Below are 23,149 nucleotides of genomic sequence, written 5' to 3'. Positions count from 1 at the left end.
TTAGTTGTCTGTATCGCTTGCCAAAGGGCAGAACGGCCCGCTGGACGTCTCGGATGTAGTTGTCTCGGTTCAGCTGGCTGCGGCCGCTGACCTGTCTGCACTCCTCGTGACGAGCAACGGAAAAGTTCGTTCCGACGCCGACTTCGTCTTCTTCAACCAGCCGACCGGACCCGGCGTGCAATTGGTACCCAACCCGGGTGGCATTGCCTCACTCCGAGTCTCACTCGCCGGCGTACCCGCCGATATCGAGCAGGTTCGCGCCGTCATCACGCTCGACGACGCTTCGTCGAACTTCGGGCGCACTGCTGCACCGACCGCTCGGGTCTCCGATGCGGCCGGGAATGTGTTGTACGAGTACGTGATCGACGGCCTCACCACCGAGTCCATCGTCATCGCGCTCGAGGTGTACCGACGGCAGGGTGCGTGGAAGGTGCGCGCCGTCGGCCAGGGGTACGCGGGTGGATTTGCCGCGCTGGTCACCGATCACGGTGTGTCGGTCGACGATGCGCCCGCGCCGCCGCCGCCCACTCCGGTCGCGGCTCCGGCGCCGATCACCCCGCCCTCGTCCGTCGCTCCTACACCGCCGGCGTACAACCAGCCGCAGCAGCAGCCTTCGTACAACGCGCCGCCGGTTCCGCCGGCCCCGCCCGCGTACAACCAGCCGCCTGCCTACAACCAGGGACCGACGCCGCCGGCCTACCCGCCGGCGCAGCAGCCTGCGTACAACCAGCAGCCGACGTACAACCAGCAGCCGACGTACAACCAGGCACCCCCGGCGCCTCCGTGCAGAACCAGCCGCCGGCGCAGCAGCCCGAGGTGAGCCTGGTCAAGGGACGCCCCGTCAGCCTGACCAAGGGACAGAAGGTCACACTCCGCAAGGAGGGCGGCGTCGCGCTCACCATGATCCAGATGGGTCTGGGTTGGGATCCGATCAAGAAGAGCGGCCTGTTCGGAAGCCGTACCGCCGACGTCGACCTCGACGCTTCGGCACTCCTGTACGCCGACGGCAACCTCGTCGACGTCTGCTACTACGGTCAGTTGACGTCCAAGGACGGCTCGGTCCGTCACATGGGTGACAACCTGACCGGCGACGGAGACGGCGACGACGAGGTCATGCTCGTCGATCTGCAGCGGGTCCCGGCTCACGTGACCACCGTGATCTTCACCGTGACCTCGTACCGCGGACACACGTTCGAGCAGGTCTCCAACGCTTTCTGCCGTCTCGTGGACAGCACCACCAACTCCGAGCTCGCTCGATACACGCTCCAGGGCGGCATGGCTTTCACCGGAATGGTGATGGCAAAGGTGTACCGCGTGAACGGTGAATGGAAGCTGCAGGCCATCGGTGAAGGTATCCAGGCCAAGCACGCAGGAGAAGCTGCGCCGCAGCTGGGCCGTTTCCTCACTGCTTGAGTCGAGACTGCATAGTCGAGATGAATCCGGTTCGGCGGTAGGTGATTTCGATCGCCGTCCGTCGAACCGGACATCGTTTCCCCCTCTGTGCGTTAACCTCATGCGGCATGTCGAGCCGTCAGTCGAGCGGCCGTGCGCGAGAGGACTTGGCACAGTAGATGATCATTCGAGGGAAACTTCTCGGTCGGGCGGCGGCCGTCGCAGGCGTTGTGCTGGCGCTCGTGAGCACCGGAATCGCGCAGGCTTCGGTGCCGCAGTCGGAAACGCTGTCAGGTGTATCCGGCACCGGGATCAAGTACGTCGCCCTCGGTGACTCCCGCGCCTCCGGCCCAAGGCTGGAACCGATGTACCCCGACGCCTGTTCGCGTTCGTACGAGAACTTCGCGGGCAAGATCTCTCGGGCACTCGAGGTCGCGGAGTTCGCCGACGTCTCTTGCAGCGCGGCACGCGCCGAGAACATCATCGACACTCCACAGCTGATTCCGAACTACTGGCCTGTCCAACTCGATGCCGTTCACCCGGACACCGACCTGATCACCATCTCGATCGGCGGCAACGACTCCAACAGCATCTTCCTCGGCCCCCTGTGCGTCGCTCCGGGGCCAGGAACCGATCGTGGATGCCGGTACGACCCGCTCGCGAATTCCGTCGCCCAATCCGGAATCGACCGGGCTGCCGGAGAATTGGATCGCATCCTGACCGCGGTCACGCAGCGCGCGCCGAACGCTCGCATCTACCTGATCGGAGAGGGCGGCATGATCTCCTCTCGCGGATGCTGGCCGAACATTCCGTTCTCAGACGCCGACGCATCCTGGTTCATGGACTACTTCGCTCGCTACAACACGAAGTTCGACGAGGTCGCCCACGCCCACGGTGTGCGCACTGTCGACATTGCGGCGGCGAGCATCGCCGGCGGGCACGACGCATGTGCGAGTGCAGATCAGCGTTGGTTCGAAGGCCTGTTCTCGGAGTCGACGGCGCAGCGCTTGCACTTCACGGACGCTGGGATGACCGCGGTGGCCGATCTAGTGGTGGCGGACGTGCAAGGCTGACCGAGAGAGCCCGGTCATGGCATAGTTCGCTGCTGTGGGTATGACTTTTGTTCCCGGACAGAACGCGCCGCTGCAGGCGCCCGTGGTGACGTTTCGAGCCGAGAGCCAGACGCCGTTCGACGTGTCGGCGCTGGTAGCGGACGCGAACCTGCGGGCATTGACGTCCGCGGACTTCGTTTTCTACAACCAACCGTCCACCGCTGGAGTGCAACTCGACGAGAGTGGCATCCGGGTGGAACTCGATCGACTTCACCCCGATGCGGCAGCGGTGTTGTGCATCGTGAGCGTGGATCCGGCAGCGACGGCCGCGGGAGCCTTTCGCACGGCCGGGCTCTCCGCCACCCTGAGCGATCAATCCGGTTCGGTCCTGGCCGAATTCGCGATCCCCACCGCAGGTACCGAGACAGCGGTCATCTGCTGGGAGCTGTACCGAAAGTCCGGTGCCTGGAAGATCCGGGCCGTAGGGCAGGGCTATGCGGGTGGTCTGGCGGAACTGATCTCGGTGCACGGCGTCGAGGTCGACGACGAGCCGGCACAACCAGCCCCGACAGCCGCGCCCGCGTGGGACTCCGCCGTGGAGCCGTTGGAGGTGGGCCGAGGCCTAGAGCGCGCGTGGATGATCTTCGAGGACGCCTCGCGTTCTGCCGCTTCCTTCGTCTCCAGCAGTGAGTACGCGCTTGCCCGTTTGGACGAGGATCTGACCGCAGCCGTCGCAGATCCGTCGTTGCGGAACTCGGCAGCGGGAGTGGCGGCGCGCGATGCCGCACAGAAGCGTCACGACGACCTCGTCTCACTCGCACGGGACAACCACGCCCGCGACAGCGCTCAGCTTGCGCACGAACTCGGTGTGATCGACGGCGTGCTCCCACGGTCGATGGCGTCGTGGAAGTCGGTGTCGTGGGCGGGTACAACCGATCCGGCCCAGATCACAGCCGTCAGCGACGGAATGCGTCTTGGCGAGCTGTCGGCTCCGGACCGCGGCACACTCACCGTTCCGTACTGCGTCCCGTTGCCATTGCGCCGGCCGATCTGGGTGGACAGTACGTCGAGCAAAGCAGCGCTCGGTCTGATCAGTGCCGTCACCGTGCGCGTCATGGCCGCCGGCCCGATGCCGCTACTCGACGTCGTCGACCTGACCGGCTCGCTCACGCCACTGACCGACCGACTGGCACCGATGCTCGCGGGGCCGGTCATCACCGCTCACACCGAGATCTCGGCGCGCTTGCGGGCACTGGCCGAGGCCGTCGACATGGGCGAACTCGCGCGAATGAGTGGCGTCGCCGACGGGCCGAGTTCCCTGCGCCTGTTGATCCTCAGCGATTTCCCGCACGGATACTCCGCCGAAGACGCACAGACCATCATGTTCCTCGCCGAACGCGGGCCGGCAATCGGTTTGTCCATACTGATTGTCGGAGAGGACGAGTCGAACTTCGCGGAAGAATCCGTCGCCGCACTGTCCGAGGGGTGCCAACATCTTTCGGCAGCAGGGCAGACGGAGGTTCACGATCCGTGGACCCGCACGCAATGGCACTTCACCCCGGACGTGCTCGACCCGATCTCCGAGTCGCGAATTCTGGCAGTGTTCGACCGCACCTAGCGGCCGATGGCGGATTGCCGAGCACACAGGCAGAGTGGTGGTACGACCACGCGCGGTGTGTGGCGGCAATACTCGAGGAGACTCATGGCATTCTGGGATCAGTTGAAGGCTAAGGCTCAGGAGATGAACGGCCAGCTCAAGACAAAGACCAGCCAGTTCCAGAACAAGGAATTCAAGAACGCGAGCATGGCAATGTGCGCGTTGATCGCCGCCGCAGACGGTTCGATCGATCCGTCGGAGCGTCAGAAGACCGCCGCGCTGATCATGAGCAACGAGTCGCTCGCGGTCTTCCCGCCGGACGAGCTTCGTGAGCAGTTCGACTGGTACTGCAGCAAGCTGTCCTCGGACTACGAGTTCGGCAAGGTCGAGGCAACCGCGACCATCGCCAAGCTCAAGTCGAAGCAGGATCAGGCCCGCGCGGTCATCCAGATCGGCATCATCATCGGCGGCGCGGACGGCAACTTCGACGAGCACGAGCGCGGCGTCGTACGCGACATGTGTTTTGCAGTCGGAATTTCTCCGGCCGAGTTCGATCTCTGATCGATTCAGAGCATGAAAGCGGGTGCGGCGCGAAAGCGCTGCACCCGCTTTTCTTTTCAGTACTCGGGATAGCCGTCCTCGGGTCCCAGCATGCGCTCGATCCTCGTCCGCGTGATCTTGGCGAGCTCGTCGACGCAGACCTTGCGCTCGACGGACCGTTCGTTGGACATGCGCTGGCCGATGTTCTCGAGCAGGTCGTCGGCGTCGTGGCCGTGCGAACACCACAGATACCGGAAGCCGAAGTTCCGCTCGTACTCCTCGCCGGCGCGATAGATGGTTGCCATGACGGCGTCGTCCGGAACCCAGATCGAGCATTGCTCGAGGTGGGACGGCACGCTGTTCTTGCGCACGCCTACGGGTGGATGGCATTGCAGGGCGCGTTCGACGTCCTCGTCCGAGAGTTTGAGAATCGCGTCCTCGGCGCGCGAGAGGATCTCCGCGTGGTCGGCGAACGGACGTCCGTCGCTGACCCACCCGGCCCACGTCAGCGAGCAGCAGCACTCGAACAATGCGTGAACTGCCTTCTGCCGCGGTAGTTCGTTGAAGCGCTCCAACCCGATCGATTGATGTAGCAGCATGTGACCTCCCGGCCCGTTGTGCCTTCAGGCGCGCTCGACATGCCGCGCGGTAACCAGATGCGCGGCCACTTCGATAATCCGCCGCTTCACCTGGGAAAGGAAGGTTTGCTCACCGAGTTTTCAGGTTCTTAACGCGGCGTAACGAGCTGACCCACACAACGCAGGAGCCCCACCGGCGACAACCGGCGAGGCTCCAGACCGGGACCCCTTGGAAGGAAAAACCCGATCATGACTGACTTTCTTCTCTGGCCCGCCCGTATCCAGCTAGGCGCTTTGCTCGCTCGGGCTCGCGATCGCCACCGGCGCCTTCGGACCTTCTTTCGCCGTGCAACGAGACCTCACACTGCAAGCACGGATCATCGAAAACCTCGTCGGGATCTTCCCTGCGAACGTCGACAGCGCAACCATCGCCATCACCAGCAAGCTCACAACGAACACCAAGGTCGTTAATAGGGCGCTCGCTGCGAAAAAGTGCGCAGAGACCAGTTCCACGGTCGACGTTGAGTAGTTGTACGGATTCGCGGGTGTCGCTGCGCGTGCAGGCTCAGGATGTGACCATCTGGCGGAAGATCGGCGTGTTGTTCCTTGCATTGGTCTGGACGCTCGTGGCGGCGGCCTTGGTGTTGTTCGGTCTGTGGGATTCAATCGACACGAGCTGTGACGGACCTGCGGAACGCGACATGGCCGGTGGCGGATGGCTGGTGATCGCGACGTTGTCCGTATGGTCTGGGGCATTCGTCGTCTGCGCGCTTCGTCTCCGCACCGTGACTGCGGCCGTGCTCGCGACACTGTCGGTCGTATCGTCGACACTGGTCGTGGTCAACATGCTCGCCACTGCCTCGGGCCTTTGTTGGTGAATGTCTATTCGCCTTCCTGGTCGTTCACGCGTTCGGATTTTTCGATGACCGTGTGCATCGAAAAAATGCTTATACCCAACGTGATCACCCTCTCGAACTTCCCGAAAAGAACCGCGTTAAGAAATTCAGAAGTGTTGCAGGAAAACAATTTTGGTCCCGGGTTGCATAGGTGATCAAGTACCCCACAGATTCGTTACCCCAGTTCCGCCCGTTCTGGACAGGCTTTCGGGTTCCGCTCATTAGCCACCGTGGTCTTGGACATACTGAGGTCATGACGAGCCGAGGAGTGGTACGTAGTTGGGACGTGGGGGGCATGCAGGGCGTGATCGACTCCGCAGACACTCCGGGCGGTAGCTGGACCTCATGGACATCTGTAGTGGTCCACGGGTTCCCGGGTTTGGTCGAAGGTCAGGAAGTCGAGTTCGAGTGGAATCAACTCGACGAGCCGGCAGTCGGTTACGACTTTCACACCGTGCAGGCGTGGCCAGTCGGCGAGGACCACACGCCGCCGGGACCGCCCGGTTTCAGGGCTTGGGATATCGATCCCGACGGCACCGTTCACGAGGTCACCGATCTAGACATCACCGACCTCGACGATACGATCGCGCCCCCGATCGGCACCCCAGCGATCGGTGTCGTCACCAAGTGGAATGGTGAGGAAGGCTGGGGAGTCATCGACTCCGCGGACACTCCGGGCGGTTGTTGGACCTTCTACAGCGCCCTACACCCCGACGAAGTCATCAACGCTCGGCCGGGCGACAGTTTCAGCATCGGCGGAGGGATCAGCGCTCTCGTCGTCGGAGAGCAGGTCGACTTCGAATGGGAGCCGGTCATCGACCAGGACGGATACAAATTTCGTGCGATCAAGGTCAGGCCGCGGCGGGATATCCCCCCGTGGCGCGTCGAACGAATCGGTAGGTAGTTCGACATCGACGGCACGTCGACGACCACCTGCCCTGCCTCGAACGCCGCGAAGCGCTCGCCAACCGCAGCCTCGAGCACCCTCGCATCAAAGTCCCACCTCACTGGCTCAACGTCGACGGACCGATCATGCTCGAGGTAGCCCTTGGGCATGCCTCTTCGTGCGCATTCGAGCCCGAAGACACCCATCAATCGTGCACCGTGCCACATCAATGCCCTCACTACGCATTTCCAGCCACACCTTGTGTGCGCCGTAGACCGAATAATTCTCGGTACGCACACGGCTGACCTCGGCTTTAAGTTCTTCGTCGCGCACGGTCCGCTGGCCCCTCGACTGAAGGGGCGGCACCCGAAGATGGTCGAACCGGTATACCGGCACCTCCGGTTCGCGCAGAATGGTAGTCGGCGTACACGCGGATGAACCCGGGGAGCGGTGCAATGATCCGACGACGGCTCGGCCAAGCATTGATGGTGATCGCGCTCGCCTCCGCGGCCGTTTCGACCGCGCCCGTCCACGCGCAGGAACCGTCGTCAATCACGACGCCGGGCACAGTGACCGCGGCAACTTCCCTGCCGCACTCCTTCTGGATTCCCGGCACAGCCAACGCATCAAAGCTCACGTACTGGTCCACAGGACCGCTGAACCGGCCCGCGTTGAGTACGGGCGCGCTCTTCCTGCCCCCCGGCCATCCACCCGAAGGCGGCTGGCCGGTCATCTCGTGGGCTCACGGCACTGTAGGTATTTCCGACCAGTGCGCTCCCACCGTGACCGGGACCGTCGGCAGTCCATACCTCACGAACTGGCTCTCGCAGGGCTACGCGATCGTCGCGACCGACTACGTAGGGCTCGGCACGCCGGGAATCCACGCGTACCTGGACGGACCGTCGGCGGCGCACAGCGTGATCGACATGGTGCGTGCCGCGCGTGCGGTCGAACCGTCGCTCTCACCGCGGTGGTTGGCACTCGGACAGTCTCAGGGCGGGCAGGCCGCTATGGTCACGGCAGCGATCGCCACACGGTACGCACCTGAATTGGACTACCGGGGCGCGGTCGCGACCGGGGCGCCGTCCAATCTGGAGAACCTTGCACCACTCGTGGGGCCGGACTTTCCCCGCTTGCCGCTGACGGGCAGCACCGTGTTCGTCTCGTACCTCTTGGCCGGACTCCGGGCGGCGCGACCCGATCTCGACATCGATCGCTACCTGACACCACGCGGCACGGATGCCCTGGCCCGAGCCGAAACCGACTGCTACCAGGACATGGCATCGGGCCTCGGCGACGTCACGATCGGCGATCTGGTGAACCGGCCCCTCGACGATCCCGCGGTGCTGGCTGCTGCTCGCGGCATGCTGGAGATCCCGACGACCGGGTACGACCGGCCAGTGTTCCTCGGGCAGGGACTGACGGACGAGATGGTGCCGGCACCGCTGGCTTTGAAACTCGCGGCCGAACTCGCCGCCAACCGCCAGCCAGTCACATTCCGCACATATCCGACCGGTCATATCGAGACGATGCGGGCAGCGCTCCCCGAAAGCCTCTCCTTCGTCCGGAATCTCTTCCAGCCGTAGGTAATCATGCGTTTCGTGAGAGCTTGTCCGACCCACTTTTGATCCTCTCAGCACCGTCAGGAGTGCGCGGTTGACCGAGGATCTGCCGAAGCCGAGCGTTGCAGCTATGGCGTCGAGGCCCTTGCCCCCGCCGCAGGTTGGACCGTCACCTAACATCGGGAGCGAGGCGCGTCAATAACCATAGACCTCGACATCGCATGTCCTGCGGGCCGCGGATCTAGACATGTACAGCGTCCAGGCGATCGACTTCGACGTTACGGATCGCTTGGGTACACAGGAAGCTGAATCCAGCGGGCTGCCAGGGGTGTGGTTCAGCGGACTGGAGGTACAGCACGGAAATATCGCTACAGCCACCCTATCCGCGCATACTTGTGCACCGCCCCACCTCGCCGGTCTTCAGGAAGAATTCGACTGCTCGGAGGCCGTCGACGGCATCGATCCATTCCAGCCGCAGTGCGATGCGACCAGGCGAACCGACTTTGACCGTTCTGCTGAAATATTCTTCCTGGCAACAAAATTCGACTGAACCTGGTCAGGAGATGACCTCGATCGCTAGTCCTCGTCCTCGTACTCCGGTTCGGGCTCATCCGCCCATGCCTGATATCCCGGACTCTTCAGATGCAGGTGGATCGCACTGACACCCCGGTTCAGTGTGATGACCGCTTTCGGCAGATCCCACCGGATAGTTGCCTCAGGTTCGGCGCTCGTGGCTGTCCCCAGGAGTGCAGTTAGTGCCACATCGAGGTTCGTGAATCCTTCGACCAGCAACGGACGCACCACGGTCATGGGCGTAGCATCATCTGCCACGCCCGTGACTAAGATCGAGATCGAATCCATTCTGTGTTGCCGCCCGAACATGTTCGCCGTCGGCCGGCTGACATGAAAGTTCGTCCGAATCGAGCCGCCAGCATGCCTGAGTTCGACGAGCTCCCATCCAGCCTGTGCGCAGAAGGGTTCCAGGTCGTCGACGGCCCAGGTCCAGTCGAATTCTGCGGCGAGGCGGGCGATCCGGGTGGCGCCCTCGATGTCGACGTGCATGCGTGGATGCTATCTGCGAGTGTCAACATGACCTGTACCTGGAACGGACGCTCCTAGGAATTACACGCTGTCAGAGAACTCGGCCGCCGCGGAGGTAGACCTGCGCTGAACGCCGAGGTCAGAGATCCCGCGCCGAGTGTCGCAGCGGCGAGAACGCCAGTGTGCCTGCTGCGATGGCGAACACGATGGTGACGCCGATCAGGGTGGGGCGTTCGCCGATCGCGCCGACCAACAGGCCTGCTGTCACGGCACCGAGGGCGGCCATGGTGCGGTTGACGGAACGCCGGGCGGCATTCACGCGCCCGAGAAGCTCATCCGGAGTGAGCGCTTGCCAATAGCCCATCTCGTTCGCGTTCTCCGCGCCTGCTGCCAAGCCCTGCAGGCCAAGAGCTGCGAAGAGAAGGAGATGGCCAACAAGTGTGTCGGTCGCGAAGGTAACGAGAAGCCAGGTGAGGGGATACAGCGAGCGGGCGAGGATGACCGTTCGTCCTGGTCCGATTCGCGTGCCGATCGCATGTGCACTGGACGCTCCGAGGAGGCTTGCGACACCGAACGTCGTCAGAAGCAGGCCGTATGTGTACGCGCTGAACCCGAGTGAGCGGAGGGCGAAGAGAGACAGCACAGTCAACGCGGCTCCGTTGGCGAGGAACCACACGTGTGTCGATATTGCGAGCGGGTTGAGAGTGCGGTGGCGGTAGGTGAATCTCAGACCCTCACGCACTTCGTTCATCAGGTTGCGGGAGCGAGAAGCGGGTCGCGGCTCGTCTACGTCGAGACCGTAATTGAGTGCGGCATCAGCGAGATAGCTGATTGCGTCGACGGCAATCACCACGGGAGCGCCGAGCAGGCCTACGAGTGCGCCCCCGACCGTTGGCCCCAATGTCGTTGCTGCTGCGTCGGCTTGGTCGAGTCGAGCGTTTGCTTTCACCAGTTGGCTGCGTGGAACCAGCCGGGGTAACAAGGACTGCATCGCAGCGAAGCCGAACACCGAGAAGGAGCCGAACAACAGCAACGCGATGACCAGGACCCAGATGTGCAGAAGGCCGGCGAGCCACAGAAGCGGAACAGTGCCGAGTGCTACCGCTCGACCGACGCTGGCCCACACTAGGATTGGCTTGCGCCGCCACCGATCGACGTAAACCCCCGCGAACAACCCGAGCACCGCATAAGGAATCAACTGAGCCGCGTTCACCATACCGACTTCGAAGGGCGTCGCGTCTAGAAGCTGCACTACCAAAATGGGCATCGCCACCGCTGTCACCGACGAGCCGGCTGAACTGATCACCGCGGCCGTGAGGAAGCGGCGAAATGATGAACGATTGACGGCCGGAGAAACCTCACTCATCGCTTCTACTCACGATGCCGCCACATGTCCGACTCCGCAGGTCCGTCCCATGTAGGGGACTGTAGTCGAGCACGCCCGATATGGTGCTGAGCCCGGGACGGTTGTTTGGCATTGCGAAGTTGACAGAAGTACTCGACATGGTGACAGGGGGCGACTCTACCGATTCGAGGGAAGGCATCATAATGATCGAAACAGGCTCTCCCACACGCATTTTCGTGATATCCCGCACTGAAGAACGCGACAGGTACGAGAATGAGTGCTTCACCCATTACGTCCAAGGCATGTTCCACCGCTGGATGTCAGGGCGCCACAGGATCTTCGGCCCTTTTCCTCGCACGCCAAGCCGTCGCCAGCGGCACCGTCGAATGCGCATTGGCTGTCGGCTTCGAGCAGATGAAACCCGGCGCACTCAAGCGGGTCTGGGACGACCGCCCAGCGCCGATGTTCCGTTTCGACGATCTGATGACCGAGATCCAAGGCGTCCACGACGCGCCGCGCACAGCCCAGATGTTCTATCGGAACCATGTCGACAATGCGGTGGCAAGACCGTCCTCGGTGCCTGGTGGGCAGATCTGGTCGGCTGCGGCATGCACGGAAGCGGGTGCGTGACCCATGGCCACGCCGTGAGCTGCCCAGTCCAGCATTTCCAGATCGTTGATGCCGTCACCGACGGCTAGGGTCCGTGTTGCGGCGACGCCCAGCTCGATGCGCAGCCTTTCCAGCATCGCAGCCTTGCTTACCCCGGCTGCGGTCAAGTCGGCCAGTGGTTCGTCTTCGTAGCACAGGCTTCGAATGCCGGGGAGGTCGAGAGTAGACAAGATTTCGGTCAGCTCCTGCCCACTGCGTCCAGGCCAGTGGATCGCTAGTCGAGTGGTCGGCGTGGTCGCAAGTTCGTCGATATCGACCAGCTCGACCTCGCCGTGGTGCATATCCGCGTCGTCGACACGGCCGGTTGCTCTGACCCCGATGCCCGGGTTCTCGGCTACGAAGATCGCGCCGGGTAGTTGTTCGCGTAGTGCCGCGATGGGAGTGCGTAAATCGAAGACCACTTGCTCCGCGATTTTCCCGGTTGCGGCATCGATCAGCACGGCCCCGTTGGAGCAGATCGCGAACCCCGTCATGATATCGAGCTCGAGTAGGAACGGTCGTGTGGCGGGGGCGAGTCTGCCGGTGCACAGCACGACGTGGGCTCCGGATCGAACAGCGGCCCGCACAGCCGATCTCACTGCGATGCTGATCGTTTCGTGCGCGAGCGGATTCGTGTCCTCCGCGACGTGCAGGGTGCCGTCAATGTCGAGGGCAATCATCATCGGGTGGCCGGATTCGAAAACCAAGGGTCATCCTTCGATAGTGTCAACTCGACAAAATTCATCGGTAGACCGTGTGTAGGTCGGTTCGGGTGCAACATACTCGAATCGGTATTCGTCGCCCAAACAGAAGCGGTGTCCGCCACGTTATCGGCACCGTCCACAGCCTCGGCGGGCGCGGCATCGCATTCCGCTCCCTCACAGAAGGATTCGACACCACCGAGGACGGACGGTGGTTCCTGAGCTGCGGTCATCGGATCACGCGAGGTCGCCCGCGGCCATGAAATGCCCGAATCAGAAATGTCAGACCTGGTTAATGAACTCCCCACAAGGTGAGACGGGTTTCTCGGACGCGCTGTCGATTCGACAACTGTTGAAATCGATTCTGCTCCGGAACTGTTTTCTGTCGGCGGACGAGGGTTAGCTGGTGATCTGCACTCATTTCTCAGTCACATAAGGGAACACGTCTCATCCTCCGGTGCCTCAGAAACAGCCTTGGTCTCAACAGTTCACGGCCGATTCTGAGACTGACAGCGAAATCCGAGACCGCAGTCGGCGAACCAAAGAGGGCTTTCCACTCTGGTTGGAGGGTCCCTGGCTGGTATGCCTCGTATGGCCCGCGAGATGTCCTGCAAGAAGACGGTTTCCGGCGGATTGAGCCGCTACTGTGCAAAGAGTCGGAAACGGTCGTCGCGAATGGCCGCTGCCACTTGTTGGGCACTCTGTTCTTCCGCGTCGCCCGACGTGTCCAGTACATGATCGTCGAGCTCGCCGAGGTCGGAGAACTGATCCCACATCGAGAGGACTGGCCCCTCATCGATCAAGGCGCTTGGCGCGGTTCGGGCTTGGGCTCGCTTCAGCGTGATGTCGCGCTGCGGCCGGAGCACGATGTAGTGGACCGCCAAGTTCGGGTGCTGTGTCGCGTGTGTTCGGAAGTGGGGGAGCATCCACGGCCCGATGATTCCGTCGATCACCGTGGTGAAGTCGCCGCGAGCATAGGTATAGGCGGCGCCGGCGATCACATCCATGACAGTCTGGTTCTGCGCATCGGACGTGGGCTCGTACGGAGGTATCGCGCCCGAAACGATGCAGTGCCAGAAGTCGTCTGTGTGCAGATGAACGCCTTTGCTGTAACCGCGGGCAAGTTTCGCGGCGAGGGTCGACTTCCCTGCCCCTGGTGGGCCGGTCAGAATGATCACTTGTGCGCTCACGCACCACAACCTATCCCTATCTCGACGGCTGAAGCACCCGATTTTCCCGGCCTAGGTCCAGTGTTCTCGCCGAACGACGCGGCGATGTCGTGCGAAGCGTCGCCGCCGTCGTGCTCGCGGTTTGGCCGCGAACATTTCGGTCCCGAAATCGCACTCCAAGTTGGCCCGCGCTGGCAGTTCGCCGCCATGCACCCGGATCGTGCGGGTAGTGCAAGCAGGGCTGGGCGGAGGGTTTCGTGGTTGTCGACGCTGTCGAAGTCTCCTATGGCATCTCCGATGGAGATACGTCCAACCCTGGGTCAGCATCGCCGGAAAGTCGAGTATGGTCCGGTCATGGGCCGACTCACAGAACTACTCAAGTCCGTAAAATCACTCGGATCGCGCAAAGACACCGCCGCCAAGCAGGAAAAACGCGCACTGGATCGGTGGGAAAACGAAGGCGGTCCTGTCGCAGAGGATCCACGAAAACGCTGACCCCGGACGAGTGCCAGCGCGCCTGGACCGATCAACCCAGCCAGAATGGGCCGCAACGACCTGATCGGCTCCTCAAAGCCGCACCCACACTGACTCCGGTCGGTGGATCGGCGCCGGTAGCGCAGACCTCGACGCACACAGAAATACAACAGACGTTTTCGACGGCTGAGGTCGGTCGCACTACGTCGTGGGCAATGACGAATCCCCTTGGTGACCACTGGCTATGACGACCACCTGAACAACAGCGTCTTCAGGCATCTCGGGGTAGTAGTTGACCCGGAGTTGTCTTGCGAAATTCGTCATGTCGGTGCCGGGTGGCTGGCTGGCGGGCTGCTAGCGGCGACAGATGAGCGAGATCGTACGTTTCTACAGCGGTGACCTGTCCTGAAAGGGGGCGGGCGGTCGGGTGATTATCGAAGATGAAAATTGCCGGCCCTTCGTGAATGTCTTCGCGCCAGCGGACGGTGGAAACTTTCGCGCCAGAAACCACTGCCGTGTAATGCTTCTGATGAAAGTGCACGGTTTGAGCAGGAGCGCAGGTCGTCATGTTCGCATTGTCCACTAAGCACGGCCAGCACCAAGGCGGTCCTACCCTCGATGGCGGCGGCCGAAAGCGTGGCCTTCGCGCCCCGCAGGGTCGGTCGGCTTTCCCGGCAGGCATCGCCGCGCAGGGACTGGTCGGTGGAGCGGGGGAATCCTCCTCCGTCTCCAAAGTCACGTCATAGGCGGCCTTCTGAACCTCGGAGTACTTCTGGTGCGAGGGCGCGAGCGTCGAGCACGAGAGCGGAAGCCGCTCGACAACGTGTGGATTTGGTTGTCATCTGGCTCTACCCGCATCTAACCCTTGGGTTCTAGTGCTACGACTCTTGTCATCCGCGGTGCCACGTTCTCACCGGAAACTGCGCGGGTAGAGATCGGCACCCGCTGCTGAAGTGACGAAGAGATGGTCGAGTGCCCAGACTTCGATGCCCCCTCCAGTGTGGGTGGAGGGGGCATCGAAGTGACGGAGGTGTCGGAGAGTAGCTAGATCAGTTCCCGATTCTGAAGAATGAGCTGGACGACAGAGGTCCGGAGTTCGCGCTGGACGTTCAGGGGAGTCGCACCGCTTTCGGTTGTTGGAGTGGAAGTAGTTCTACCGCAAGGAAATTGAGTGAGTAACTCGTTTACTGGAAGAGGCGGAGAGCAGAACCGTTGAGCGTTTTACCGAATGAGAGCCCGGCCTTGTTGAAGTACAGGTTCGTGATCGCGTCGGCAAAGGTCACAGCAGAAGCCGATTTCACGATCTCCGACTCTGCGTCGGCCCAGGCATCACAGGCTGCTTCGCCAGTCAATCCGGAGGCCTTTGTTACTGCTGCGTCGTATGCGGGGTTGCTGATAGACGAGAAGTTCTTACCGGCTGCGGGAACGGGTCCGCTGAAGTATCCGGTGAACGTGCTCGGGAGCGAAGAATTGATCTGGATCCACGCGATGTCCCACGCGGTGTTGTCCTTACCGCTGAGAATGATGTCGATGATCCGGTTTTCGTCGCCACCTGTCACCTCGACGTTTGCACCGAGTTGGGTCCACGCCGACTGCGCGAGTTCGGCTGCTGCATTTCGCGGATCGTCGACACCGTCGTAGACGAGGCGCAGGTTCAGCGGCTTTCCGTCCTTGCTTCGCTTGCCGTCTACGTTGGCGGTCCAACCAGCGGCGTCCAGGGTTGCTTGTGCCGCACTGAGATCGAACTCGGGAAGATTGGCGGTCACAGAGTCGTATACGCAGGCGCGCGGTTCGACGGCGACGAGACTGGTTGCCCGAATCCCGTTTCCTGCGGTGACGACCTGAGCGAGGTCATCGAGATTGACCGCTTGGATCAGTGCTTTGCGGACGGCGGGATCGCTGGTCGGGTTGGTTGCTGTCTGATTGAAGTACATCTGACCGGCCGACATCGGTCGTTTGATCGAGGTGAAATTGGCGGCCTCGATTCGGCTCTTGTCCGGCCCGTCGATCGGTGCTGCGTGGAGTTCGCCCGACAGAAGCTGGTTCGCGGAAGTGCTGACATTCGGTGCTACTGAGGCGATTACGGTCTTGGGGACGCCTGGTGTGTCGGAGGTGGTGCCGTCGGGCCCCCAGTTGTAGCCCTCGCGGCGCTCGAATGTGTAGTGACTGCCGGCGGCGATTTCGGTGACTTGGAACATGCCGGTGCCGAGCGAGGCTTTGTTCGATGCCGTCGGGTCCTTCACTCCGGCCTCGCACAGGATCGGGAGGCGCCCGACATTAAGGAGCAGGAACGGGCTGGGAGCCGCAGTGTTCACCGTGACGGTACGCGTAGCGGGGTCAGCGGTCGCCGATGCACCGGTAGGGACAACCGAGCCACGCAACCGTGAACCGTTGTCCGGATTGGCGACGAAGTTGATGTTGTCCGCGACGGTCTGGGGGGCCAACGTGGACCCGTCGGTACAGGTCACGCCTTCACGGATGGTGAAGGATGCAGACGTCGGGGTTTCATCCCACTTTTCTGCCAACCACGGTCCGACTTTGCTGGTATCGGGATCCTGGTAAACCAGGGAGTCGTAAGCCAACCGCGAAATCTCGCCGGTAGCAGAGGATGCCGTCATGACCGGGTTGAGTGCGCCTGGATCGGCCTCCAGTGCAAATCGGAAGGTTCCGTCAATGAGGGGGTCACCGCCGCCGGGGCCCGAGGACGTGCCTCCCGAGCCGCAGGCGGACAACACGAGAGCGAGCCCTGCGACGGCTGCAAGTGTTGGATAGGAGCGGTGTTTCATGGTGCCTCCGTGATGGAGCCGGGGCCCGAGCAAAAAGATGAGGGCGCGGTTAAGTGTCGACCGCTAAATCTTGACGCATGACGTGACGCCCATCTCAGTCGATTCTCACAAGAATCCGGTCGGTTTTTGTCCGTTCCCACGAGAATTGAATTGACAAGTAATTACCTGTCGACAATCGGGCAGCGACCGGTGAAACAGGCGGGTTAAGTCGGTTGCCGCCGCTGCCCTCCGGTAGAAGTGCGAGACAGAGCGATCGATGTCGAAACGAAGATTTCTGCGCGGGCGTGGAGCTGGAAACCGCGTCGCATCGCGCCAGCGAATCTTTCGTGTGGAACGAACACAGGGACTTTGGGGCGGGGTGATCCCTCCCTGTCACCATTGAGCGGACCCGCCAACACGACCGGGATCACTATCTGAGGATATGAAACGTACCGGCCGTCGACACCTTCCGAGACCGGGTTGCCGAACAATCACTGAGCCTGAACAAGTAGTCACCGTTTCGTGATCATGAGGCTCGTCACACCCCTCGCGTGAACAAACCGCCTGGTCCGAGTGTTCGGGAAATGTTTACGTAACTTCGAGTACGACTTTCGGCGGACAGATTCGGGCATTGGAGGCTAGTCGGACATAGGGACGGTGTTGTAGCGTCCCGGTCAGACGTAACAGTTAAGTTTTGGCAATCGCTCAGGTTGCTGAATTATCTACTCATCCCCCGGGAGACCGACCATGGCCATCACGTCCCTCGAGACCACTCGCACGCAGGTAAGAAAGCGTCGAATCGGCAAGGCGGTGGGTGCTTATACTGCGGTTTTGTCAGTTTTGATGGCTGGCTCTCTCGCGTTCGCCGGCGGCGCGTCGGCGACCCCGACGGCGCTGCCGGACAAGTTTGCGAGCACGGTCACCGACGACGGTTGGACGTTGGATCTGACGGCTACCAAACTTTCGGCGAACCCGGTCCCGAACCTGGCGACAACAGCGTTCACTCGCGAGGGGTTCGTGTCGGCGAAGGTCACCGGCACCATCTCCGGAGCCGGCAATTCTGCGGTGAAGACGGGCTACGTCGAGCAGGGGTTGCAGATCGGTTGCCAAATCGATGTGTCCTCCGGCCTCGGCGTGGGACTTGGTTTTTCCCTCGGCCCGTCCGTCGGGGTCAGCATTTCGGGGGTTCCGTCGGCGAACATCGGCGTGAACGCCTCGGTGAACCCGAGCATCCAGACCACCATCGCACCGGGCACCATCACCACGATCCCGCTCGGGAAGAAGGACCTCGAGGCTGCGAAAGCCTCGATCACGGCGGAGAACGTGCACGTCAAGGTCGATGCGTGCATGGGCCCGGTCACGATCCGTTCGTACGCGCAGTTCGCGGTGTCAACGGCGACGGCCGATAACAGTGTGTTCGTGTACTCCGATCCCACCTGGCTCTGACGCAGGGACTGTCGTCAACGGCATTCCGCGCCCGCAATCGCCTATCTCGGTTGCCGTGCTGGTCCGCCGTTGGCGCTGTTACCCAACACTTTCCACTTTTCCATCCCTCAAAGGAGCATCATGTCTTTGACTCGCACGAAGAAAATCGCAGCCACGACCGCGGCTGCATCACTCGCTGTCGGCGGGATTCTGCTCGCTACCGCCCCAGCCGCAATGGCTGCTCCCGTGATGTTCGAGGGGCCGGTTCCGGCGCAGTACGGTGCACCGGTGGTGCAGGTTCCCCTGGGCCACGCCTTGACCGTGGCGGCCCGCGACAGTGGAATCGTGACGGCACTCTCGAACGCGAACGTCATGATCCCCGTTCCCGGGTGGGAGACCGTGATCGACGTGTCGGCTGATGTCCTGGCGCGCCGGACGGCAATTGCTGCCCAGTATCCGAACGGGTGCGCCTCGTACCAGTTCTATCTCCCGCCGGCAGGAGGGTGGCTCGCCGGAGCTACCTCGTACGTCAACTGCCCCTGGTAGAGCGCACCCTCTTCCTGTCCACTGCTGCATCTCCTCCCGGTGACTGCCCGTTCTTTTGGTCGGTGTCGGGTATCTCGAGTCCCGCGTTTTTAGTTGGCGGGGAAAGGCATTCACCTCCGATGACCACCTCAGCGAACGCCCCGATGACCTCACCCACCCGCCGCGACGTCACAGCTAAGCCTGCGTTGCCGTACGTGCCGCCAGGAACCATTGCAGCTCCGGCATCGGCGGATGAGGATCTACCCCGCGATGCAGTCGGTGCAGGTGATCAGGGATGGGATCGTGACAGTGAACTGAGTCAGATGTCGAAGGCTGTGATCGCGACTGTGTTCGGGCTCGCGTTGTTGATCGCGGCGTTTGCGGTGATCGGACGCCTCGGAGGGTGGGCCGCCGATTACGGGACGATTCTGGTGTATCTGGCGTTCTTTCTGTGGATGTCGATCGCGGGGCGGGTGTTCTGGTGGGGCGCAGACACACTCATCGCCGAATTTCGGAAGAAGTCGAATACGGGTGATCGCCGGTGAAGCCTGCGCGCCGGTTCGACCGCACCTCACCGACCACGGTGATCTCCACCGTGGTGGTGCTCGCGGCAATGGTGATCGCACTGCTGGCGCTGCTGATCTTCGCCCCGACCTCCTCCGCAGGACCGGCAGAGGACTGCGCCGCGGTGCGGGCACGTGATCATCAGATCTACCTGAACCTGATCGCCTCACTGCCACCCGGTGCCCCCATCCCACCCGAGTACATCAACCCGTGCCTGACCGCTCCCACCACGACCCCGGCAGCCGCCCCGACAACAACGGTCGGACTACCGGGCGCGCCAGCTCCGGGCGGCGGCCCCAACGTCGGGGCCAATGCTCCGACGAACTTTCCCACCTACAACGGCACCCCCATCGTCCCGGTTCCGACGATCGAGGTTCCGCCCATTACTTCCGAGTCCCCGACCTCGGAAACTGGTGTCGGTGCATTCCCCAATGCATCGGCATCAGCGGTTCCCTCACCCACACCCACCCCGGGTGAGGGAACCACCACCGATCGTGGTCCCGGACCAGTACCCGCAACGACGTCGAATAGTGTTCCCGCACCGCAAGAATCAACGCCGGTGGTGACGCCCGCCGGTCTCGGTGAAGGCGACGGACGTGACCGCTACCTCGAACTTGTGTTGGTCGGCGCGGCAGGTTTCACTGCCGCCGGTATCGGAGTGCGGGGGAGGCCCGGACCGTTCAGTGCGCGTGAGAGCGGGAAGGTCACTCCGCTACCGCAGACGTCGATGAGCGGTCTCGGATCGGGTGGGATCTTTCGCCCCGGCTACGAGGAATTGACGGTGGTGTGGCCTGGTGGTGCGGAGCAGACGTTCGATCTTCTCAACGGGCCGGAATCACCTCGTGAGTACTACTTCCCGAAGAAGGTTCCCCCAGGTGGTCATATGCGTGTCAACGCAGACGGCTCCGCTGACATCCTCGACGTGAACGGCGCTGTGGTCTCGCATGAGGCTCCGCCGTGGGCGTACGACGCTCTGGGCCGTCCGGTGCCGACATGGTACGAGGTCGCCGACGACGGAACCACCCTGATTCAGCACATCGAACCCGGACCGGATGTGCTGTATCCGATCTTCGCGGACGGCCTCGACGGCGGCACCAACGAGGCCACCGGGCATCAGATCTCTGCGGTCGAACTGCCGAACGGGCAGGAAGCGATCACGGGACAGCCCGGCGGTATCGCGGTGGTGGGCACCCCGGATGACGGGCGCTCGGCGTACGTGCCGAACCCGGAGACGATGAAGCCGGATGTCCCGATGACCGTCGATCAAGGTGACGGCACCACCAACAACTACACCAAACCTGGTGATTCGGCCGGTGCAGGGTTGGAGGTCACGAACGTGCCCACCACGCAGGCTCTGGACACGATGGCCGCTGAGCAGGAGCACGCGAACCAGGAGGCCGCGGCCGCGGCCGAGCAGGCGGCCATCGACCGCGAAATACTCGAAGTCGAACGCGAGACAAGTGAACAGGAGGACGAACCGGGTCTGGCGCGGCGGGTATGGGACAACGTCTGGGGTTTCGGCGACGAAGCCCTCGATGTCACCGGCGACGCTGCCGGGGCCTTCGCGCAGGCGATGCTCGACAATCCGGCCGCCGCCGCATCGATTGTCGGTGGAATGATCCTGGCCGGTCTGGGCGGCACGGTGGAGGGCGGGGGCGTCTTGCTCGATGCGACCGGTATCGGACTACCGGCCGGGTTGGCGCTCAACGCTGTTGGTGCCGCGGCGATCGCAGGCGGCGCCGCCTTCGCGGGTGCTGGGATGGCCGAGGTCGCCCCCGACATCGCAACCAACTTCGAGGCCCGCCGCTCCGGGAATGGGACTTCCGGTAATTCGGGCAGTACCCCGAAACCGAGTCCTAGCGCGCAAACCGCACCCAATGGGGAGATGCTAGGCCAGAGCGGAACACAACTACCCGGCAGCAGAACCATGACCGACAAGATTCCACCGAACGGCCCGTACTATCGGATCGATATCGAAAACCCTGCCCCAGGCGTGCGGGCTGGACAGATGCACTTGCAGGATGATCGCGGTGGGAAGTACTACTACAACTTCAACACCCAAGAATTCGAAGGCGCACCCCAGTCTTTGATCAAGAAGATCCAGGGCGACAACGCCTACCAGAACGCGTTGAACAAAGGCGCACGCTTCCTAGGAGTGAACTGATGTTGGTCGAAAGCAAGCCCTGGCCGAGTATGCCTGCCCTCGACCTGGAAGTTCACGCGCCTCGGCTGGTCACGGGGCAGGAGATTCGTGTCATTGGAGTTTCCTTCGGCTCAGAAGGTGATTCCCTTGTCATCGATGCCCTTCTATGTGGTGCGCCCAGAATCTTGTTCAACGTGGCGTCGATGCCGTTGGCAGTGGTGTCCAAGGAATCGGATGGGCATCCGATCGTCTATGGCGTCGACGGAATGCTCCCCGACGGCGGTATCGACGAAATCCCCCCATTGCCGGGGATTCCCGACGGGCCGATGTCCTTGTACCGCGCTGGGCTTGTGTTGGGCGGTGACTTCCGCGTCCAAGCCCAGACCCACCGTGTGGTGGACGGGATCGTGTACTTCTCGCTGCACTGCCGCATCGAGAACGGGGCGCTGGTGAACTACGACGTCGCCTCCGTCGCGGTCGATCTCATCCGCCGCCGTCCCGACGATGCACTCGACATCAACGTCGTCGACACCACCGACGCCGGAGACACCCACGCGCAATAGTCCCAGATTGGCCCCCGAAAACTGTTGCGACGGAGCAATTTCGATGCTCACTTGAGGCGAACGGAATGCTAATTTTCGGAACACGCACGAAAACAACCTTCATCGCGGCGCTGTTCTTCGCCTGCCAGTTGTGTCGGGTCACCGCCGCGCAGCGCCTGCACCGTCGCCGCACCTGGTTCACCCTGTTCATCCTCCCGATCTTCCCGTTCGGACACGGTCAGGGCTTCATGGCCTGCGCACACTGCGGACAAGCCACCGCTCTCGCTCGCCCCGATGTCGAACGATTCGCCGCCGACGCCGCACACTACGAAGCCCAGCGTCTCAACACCGAAACGCTTCGCTGAAATGCCCCACCCGTACATCGCGGTCGACGACGCGGCAGCGGCCCTCCTTTCGTGCACGTGTCGGTAGCTGTAAGTCTGTTTCATATGTGGTGATACGAGTAGTGCGGTGAGATTCTGTCGTGGAGTTATTCGAGATATCAACGGCTGCAATAGAAGAGCCCTCAACTGTTAGATGTGATCTGGCTCTCCGTCAAACCCGTCCAGGTTGCTCTCTGTTTGCCTGATGCTGTTCACTGGAGAGGTGAGAACCCGACAAACCGGGTTTCGGACTTTCGGGTCCAGGCCTGTGCCGGGACCGGACTAGAGAAGAGGAACTTCCCCATGACTCGTATGTACAAAGTTGTTGCTGCTCTGGCTGTCCCGGCGGTTGCGGGGGCTGTGGTTGTTGCCGGCGCCGGTTGCGCGTCCGCTGCGACTCCGATCTCCGGAGACGGGTATGCCGGTGTCATTCTCGATCACCACGAGACTGTGATCGCCGGTCAGGTCAACGCGGGCAATTTGATCAACGCCGCGTTCGGAGACCGCTGGACGGTCGATTTGCCGGACGATTCGATCTGGAATACCGGTGGTTGGACCCCGGTCACCGGTGATCAGTTCGTCGACGAAGCGGCAGCGCACCCCGGAGGTCGTGTCGGGCTTTATCTCATCGACCCCGCGATCAACCTGGGGAACATCTTCTACGGGGTGAGCGCCTGGTAGAGACTTCCGAGCCAGGTTCGTCGCGGTGACCCCGTCCCGCTGTCTCACGATCGTGGGGCTCCTCATCGCAGTCGTCGCGGCAGCGTTACGGTTCGCGGCCCTCGTGATCGACGATCCCGACGATCGCCGACTGGTGACGAACCTTTCCGCCGCAGCAGTGGCGCTCGGTGTCACCCTGTTCGCAGTAGGGACCGTGTGCGGGTGCTGAAGTTGTGTGGCTGTCAGGTTCGTTGTGGCGTT

22 protein-coding genes and 2 pseudogenes are annotated in these 23,149 nt (G+C 62.4%); 17 read left to right on the top strand and 7 right to left on the bottom strand.

All coding sequences use genetic code 11. From position 1 onward, the window contains the following. Positions 1 to 4 precede the first annotated feature (4 nt). From ACYP01_RS11970 to ACYP01_RS11955, 4 genes and pseudogenes are all read left to right on the top strand, one after another. A pseudogene (locus ACYP01_RS11970) lies at positions 5 to 1,413 on the top strand (TerD family protein). Positions 1,414 to 1,571: 158 nt separating this feature from the next. Continuing rightward, entirely contained in the window at positions 1,572 to 2,465 is an 894-nt protein-coding gene (locus tag ACYP01_RS11965) for an SGNH/GDSL hydrolase family protein (protein ID WP_047269678.1), read from the top strand. A gap of 40 nt (positions 2,466 to 2,505) precedes the next feature. Beyond that, on the top strand, positions 2,506 to 4,062 hold the full coding sequence (locus tag ACYP01_RS11960) for a TerD family protein (RefSeq protein ID WP_083745009.1): 1,557 nt from the start codon (positions 2,506 to 2,508) through the stop codon (positions 4,060 to 4,062). 84 nt (positions 4,063 to 4,146) lie between these two features. After that, positions 4,147 to 4,602 carry a tellurite resistance TerB family protein gene (locus ACYP01_RS11955; RefSeq protein ID WP_003941110.1) on the top strand — a complete coding sequence of 152 codons (456 nt, stop codon included), beginning with the start codon at positions 4,147 to 4,149 and terminating at the stop codon, positions 4,600 to 4,602. Positions 4,603 to 4,658: 56 nt separating this feature from the next. Here ACYP01_RS11955 and ACYP01_RS11950 read toward each other — a convergent pair whose 3' ends face one another. Continuing rightward, positions 4,659 to 5,180 (bottom strand): 2-oxo-4-hydroxy-4-carboxy-5-ureidoimidazoline decarboxylase, encoded by a 522-nt coding sequence (locus ACYP01_RS11950; protein WP_459680149.1) that lies wholly within the window; start codon positions 5,178 to 5,180, stop codon positions 4,659 to 4,661. A gap of 524 nt (positions 5,181 to 5,704) precedes the next feature. Here ACYP01_RS11950 and ACYP01_RS11945 point away from each other — a divergent pair. Then, entirely contained in the window at positions 5,705 to 6,037 is a 333-nt protein-coding gene (locus ACYP01_RS11945) for a hypothetical protein (RefSeq protein WP_020968326.1), read from the top strand. A gap of 271 nt (positions 6,038 to 6,308) precedes the next feature. Next, a complete protein-coding gene (locus tag ACYP01_RS11940) occupies positions 6,309 to 6,959 on the top strand; it encodes a hypothetical protein (protein WP_459680146.1) in 651 nt (216 codons plus the stop codon). A 126-nt stretch (positions 6,960 to 7,085) separates the two neighbouring features. Here the strand turns inward: ACYP01_RS11940 and ACYP01_RS11935 are convergent, their stop codons facing one another. Beyond that, complete coding sequence (locus ACYP01_RS11935) at positions 7,086 to 7,424, bottom strand: IS3 family transposase (RefSeq protein WP_459680144.1); 339 nt, start codon at positions 7,422 to 7,424, stop codon at positions 7,086 to 7,088. On the opposite strand from ACYP01_RS11935, the gene ACYP01_RS11930 reads away from it, so the two are divergent. Together ACYP01_RS11930 and ACYP01_RS11925 are read left to right on the top strand one after the other, a co-directional pair. Beyond that, a complete protein-coding gene (locus ACYP01_RS11930) occupies positions 7,397 to 8,527 on the top strand; it encodes a lipase family protein (protein WP_459680141.1) in 1,131 nt (376 codons plus the stop codon). The genes ACYP01_RS11935 and ACYP01_RS11930 overlap by 28 nt on opposite strands. Before the next feature lie 223 nt (positions 8,528 to 8,750). After that, the gene (locus ACYP01_RS11925; protein WP_459680138.1) at positions 8,751 to 9,053 is read left to right on the top strand and encodes a hypothetical protein; all 303 of its coding nucleotides are present in this window, start codon (positions 8,751 to 8,753) and stop codon (positions 9,051 to 9,053) included. A 26-nt stretch (positions 9,054 to 9,079) separates the two neighbouring features. On the opposite strand, the gene ACYP01_RS11920 is transcribed toward ACYP01_RS11925, so the two are convergent. Continuing rightward, positions 9,080 to 9,565 (bottom strand): DUF6301 family protein, encoded by a 486-nt coding sequence (locus ACYP01_RS11920; protein WP_459680135.1) that lies wholly within the window; start codon positions 9,563 to 9,565, stop codon positions 9,080 to 9,082. Between the two features lie 118 nt (positions 9,566 to 9,683). Then, positions 9,684 to 10,910, bottom strand: coding sequence for an MFS transporter (locus ACYP01_RS11915; RefSeq protein WP_021333800.1), 1,227 nt, complete (start codon positions 10,908 to 10,910; stop codon positions 9,684 to 9,686). A 306-nt stretch (positions 10,911 to 11,216) separates the two neighbouring features. Here ACYP01_RS11915 and ACYP01_RS11910 point away from each other — a divergent pair. Then, positions 11,217 to 11,423, top strand: a pseudogene (locus ACYP01_RS11910) (lipid-transfer protein); the annotation flags it as partial. On the opposite strand, the gene ACYP01_RS11905 reads toward ACYP01_RS11910, so the two are convergent. The 3 genes from ACYP01_RS11905 to ACYP01_RS11895 form a co-directional block, all read right to left on the bottom strand. After that, on the bottom strand, positions 11,423 to 12,244 hold the full coding sequence (locus tag ACYP01_RS11905; RefSeq protein WP_459680132.1) for an HAD-IIB family hydrolase: 822 nt from the start codon (positions 12,242 to 12,244) through the stop codon (positions 11,423 to 11,425). The pseudogene ACYP01_RS11910 and the gene ACYP01_RS11905 sit on opposite strands and share 1 nt — an antisense overlap. Positions 12,245 to 12,879: 635 nt before the next feature. Continuing rightward, positions 12,880 to 13,428, bottom strand: a complete 549-nt coding sequence (locus ACYP01_RS11900) for an AAA family ATPase (protein ID WP_459680129.1) — start codon at positions 13,426 to 13,428, stop codon at positions 12,880 to 12,882. Between the two features lie 1,637 nt (positions 13,429 to 15,065). Beyond that, on the bottom strand, positions 15,066 to 16,667 hold the full coding sequence (locus ACYP01_RS11895; protein ID WP_459680126.1) for an ABC transporter substrate-binding protein: 1,602 nt from the start codon (positions 16,665 to 16,667) through the stop codon (positions 15,066 to 15,068). A gap of 822 nt (positions 16,668 to 17,489) precedes the next feature. Between ACYP01_RS11895 and ACYP01_RS11890 the strand changes: the two genes are divergently transcribed. From ACYP01_RS11890 to ACYP01_RS11855, 8 genes are all read left to right on the top strand, one after another. Next, positions 17,490 to 18,092: an MspA family porin gene (locus tag ACYP01_RS11890; RefSeq protein WP_459680123.1), complete on the top strand. Its 603-nt coding sequence runs from the start codon at positions 17,490 to 17,492 to the stop codon at positions 18,090 to 18,092. Positions 18,093 to 18,212: 120 nt separating this feature from the next. Continuing rightward, positions 18,213 to 18,617, top strand: a complete 405-nt coding sequence (locus ACYP01_RS11885) for a hypothetical protein (protein ID WP_063315417.1) — start codon at positions 18,213 to 18,215, stop codon at positions 18,615 to 18,617. 119 nt (positions 18,618 to 18,736) lie between these two features. Then, complete coding sequence (locus ACYP01_RS11880) at positions 18,737 to 19,141, top strand: hypothetical protein (RefSeq protein ID WP_452622145.1); 405 nt, start codon at positions 18,737 to 18,739, stop codon at positions 19,139 to 19,141. After that, on the top strand, positions 19,138 to 21,324 hold the full coding sequence (locus ACYP01_RS11875; RefSeq protein WP_459680120.1) for a hypothetical protein: 2,187 nt from the start codon (positions 19,138 to 19,140) through the stop codon (positions 21,322 to 21,324). Before ACYP01_RS11880 ends, ACYP01_RS11875 begins: the two co-directional genes overlap by 4 nt. Further along, positions 21,324 to 21,866 carry a hypothetical protein gene (locus tag ACYP01_RS11870; RefSeq protein WP_452622147.1) on the top strand — a complete coding sequence of 181 codons (543 nt, stop codon included), beginning with the start codon at positions 21,324 to 21,326 and terminating at the stop codon, positions 21,864 to 21,866. The genes ACYP01_RS11875 and ACYP01_RS11870 overlap by 1 nt, the downstream gene beginning before the upstream one ends. A 65-nt stretch (positions 21,867 to 21,931) precedes the next feature. Continuing rightward, positions 21,932 to 22,210: a zinc-ribbon domain-containing protein gene (locus ACYP01_RS11865; RefSeq protein ID WP_459680117.1), complete on the top strand. Its 279-nt coding sequence runs from the start codon at positions 21,932 to 21,934 to the stop codon at positions 22,208 to 22,210. A 321-nt stretch (positions 22,211 to 22,531) separates the two neighbouring features. After that, positions 22,532 to 22,909: a hypothetical protein gene (locus ACYP01_RS11860; RefSeq protein ID WP_452622149.1), complete on the top strand. Its 378-nt coding sequence runs from the start codon at positions 22,532 to 22,534 to the stop codon at positions 22,907 to 22,909. 25 nt (positions 22,910 to 22,934) lie between these two features. Beyond that, the gene (locus ACYP01_RS11855; RefSeq protein ID WP_452622150.1) at positions 22,935 to 23,117 is read left to right on the top strand and encodes a hypothetical protein; all 183 of its coding nucleotides are present in this window, start codon (positions 22,935 to 22,937) and stop codon (positions 23,115 to 23,117) included. Positions 23,118 to 23,149: the final 32 nt, after the last annotated feature.

It is taken from the genome of Rhodococcus sp. no. 34 (assembly GCF_054589475.1).
This window is presented reverse-complemented; position numbering and strand designations above follow the sequence as displayed.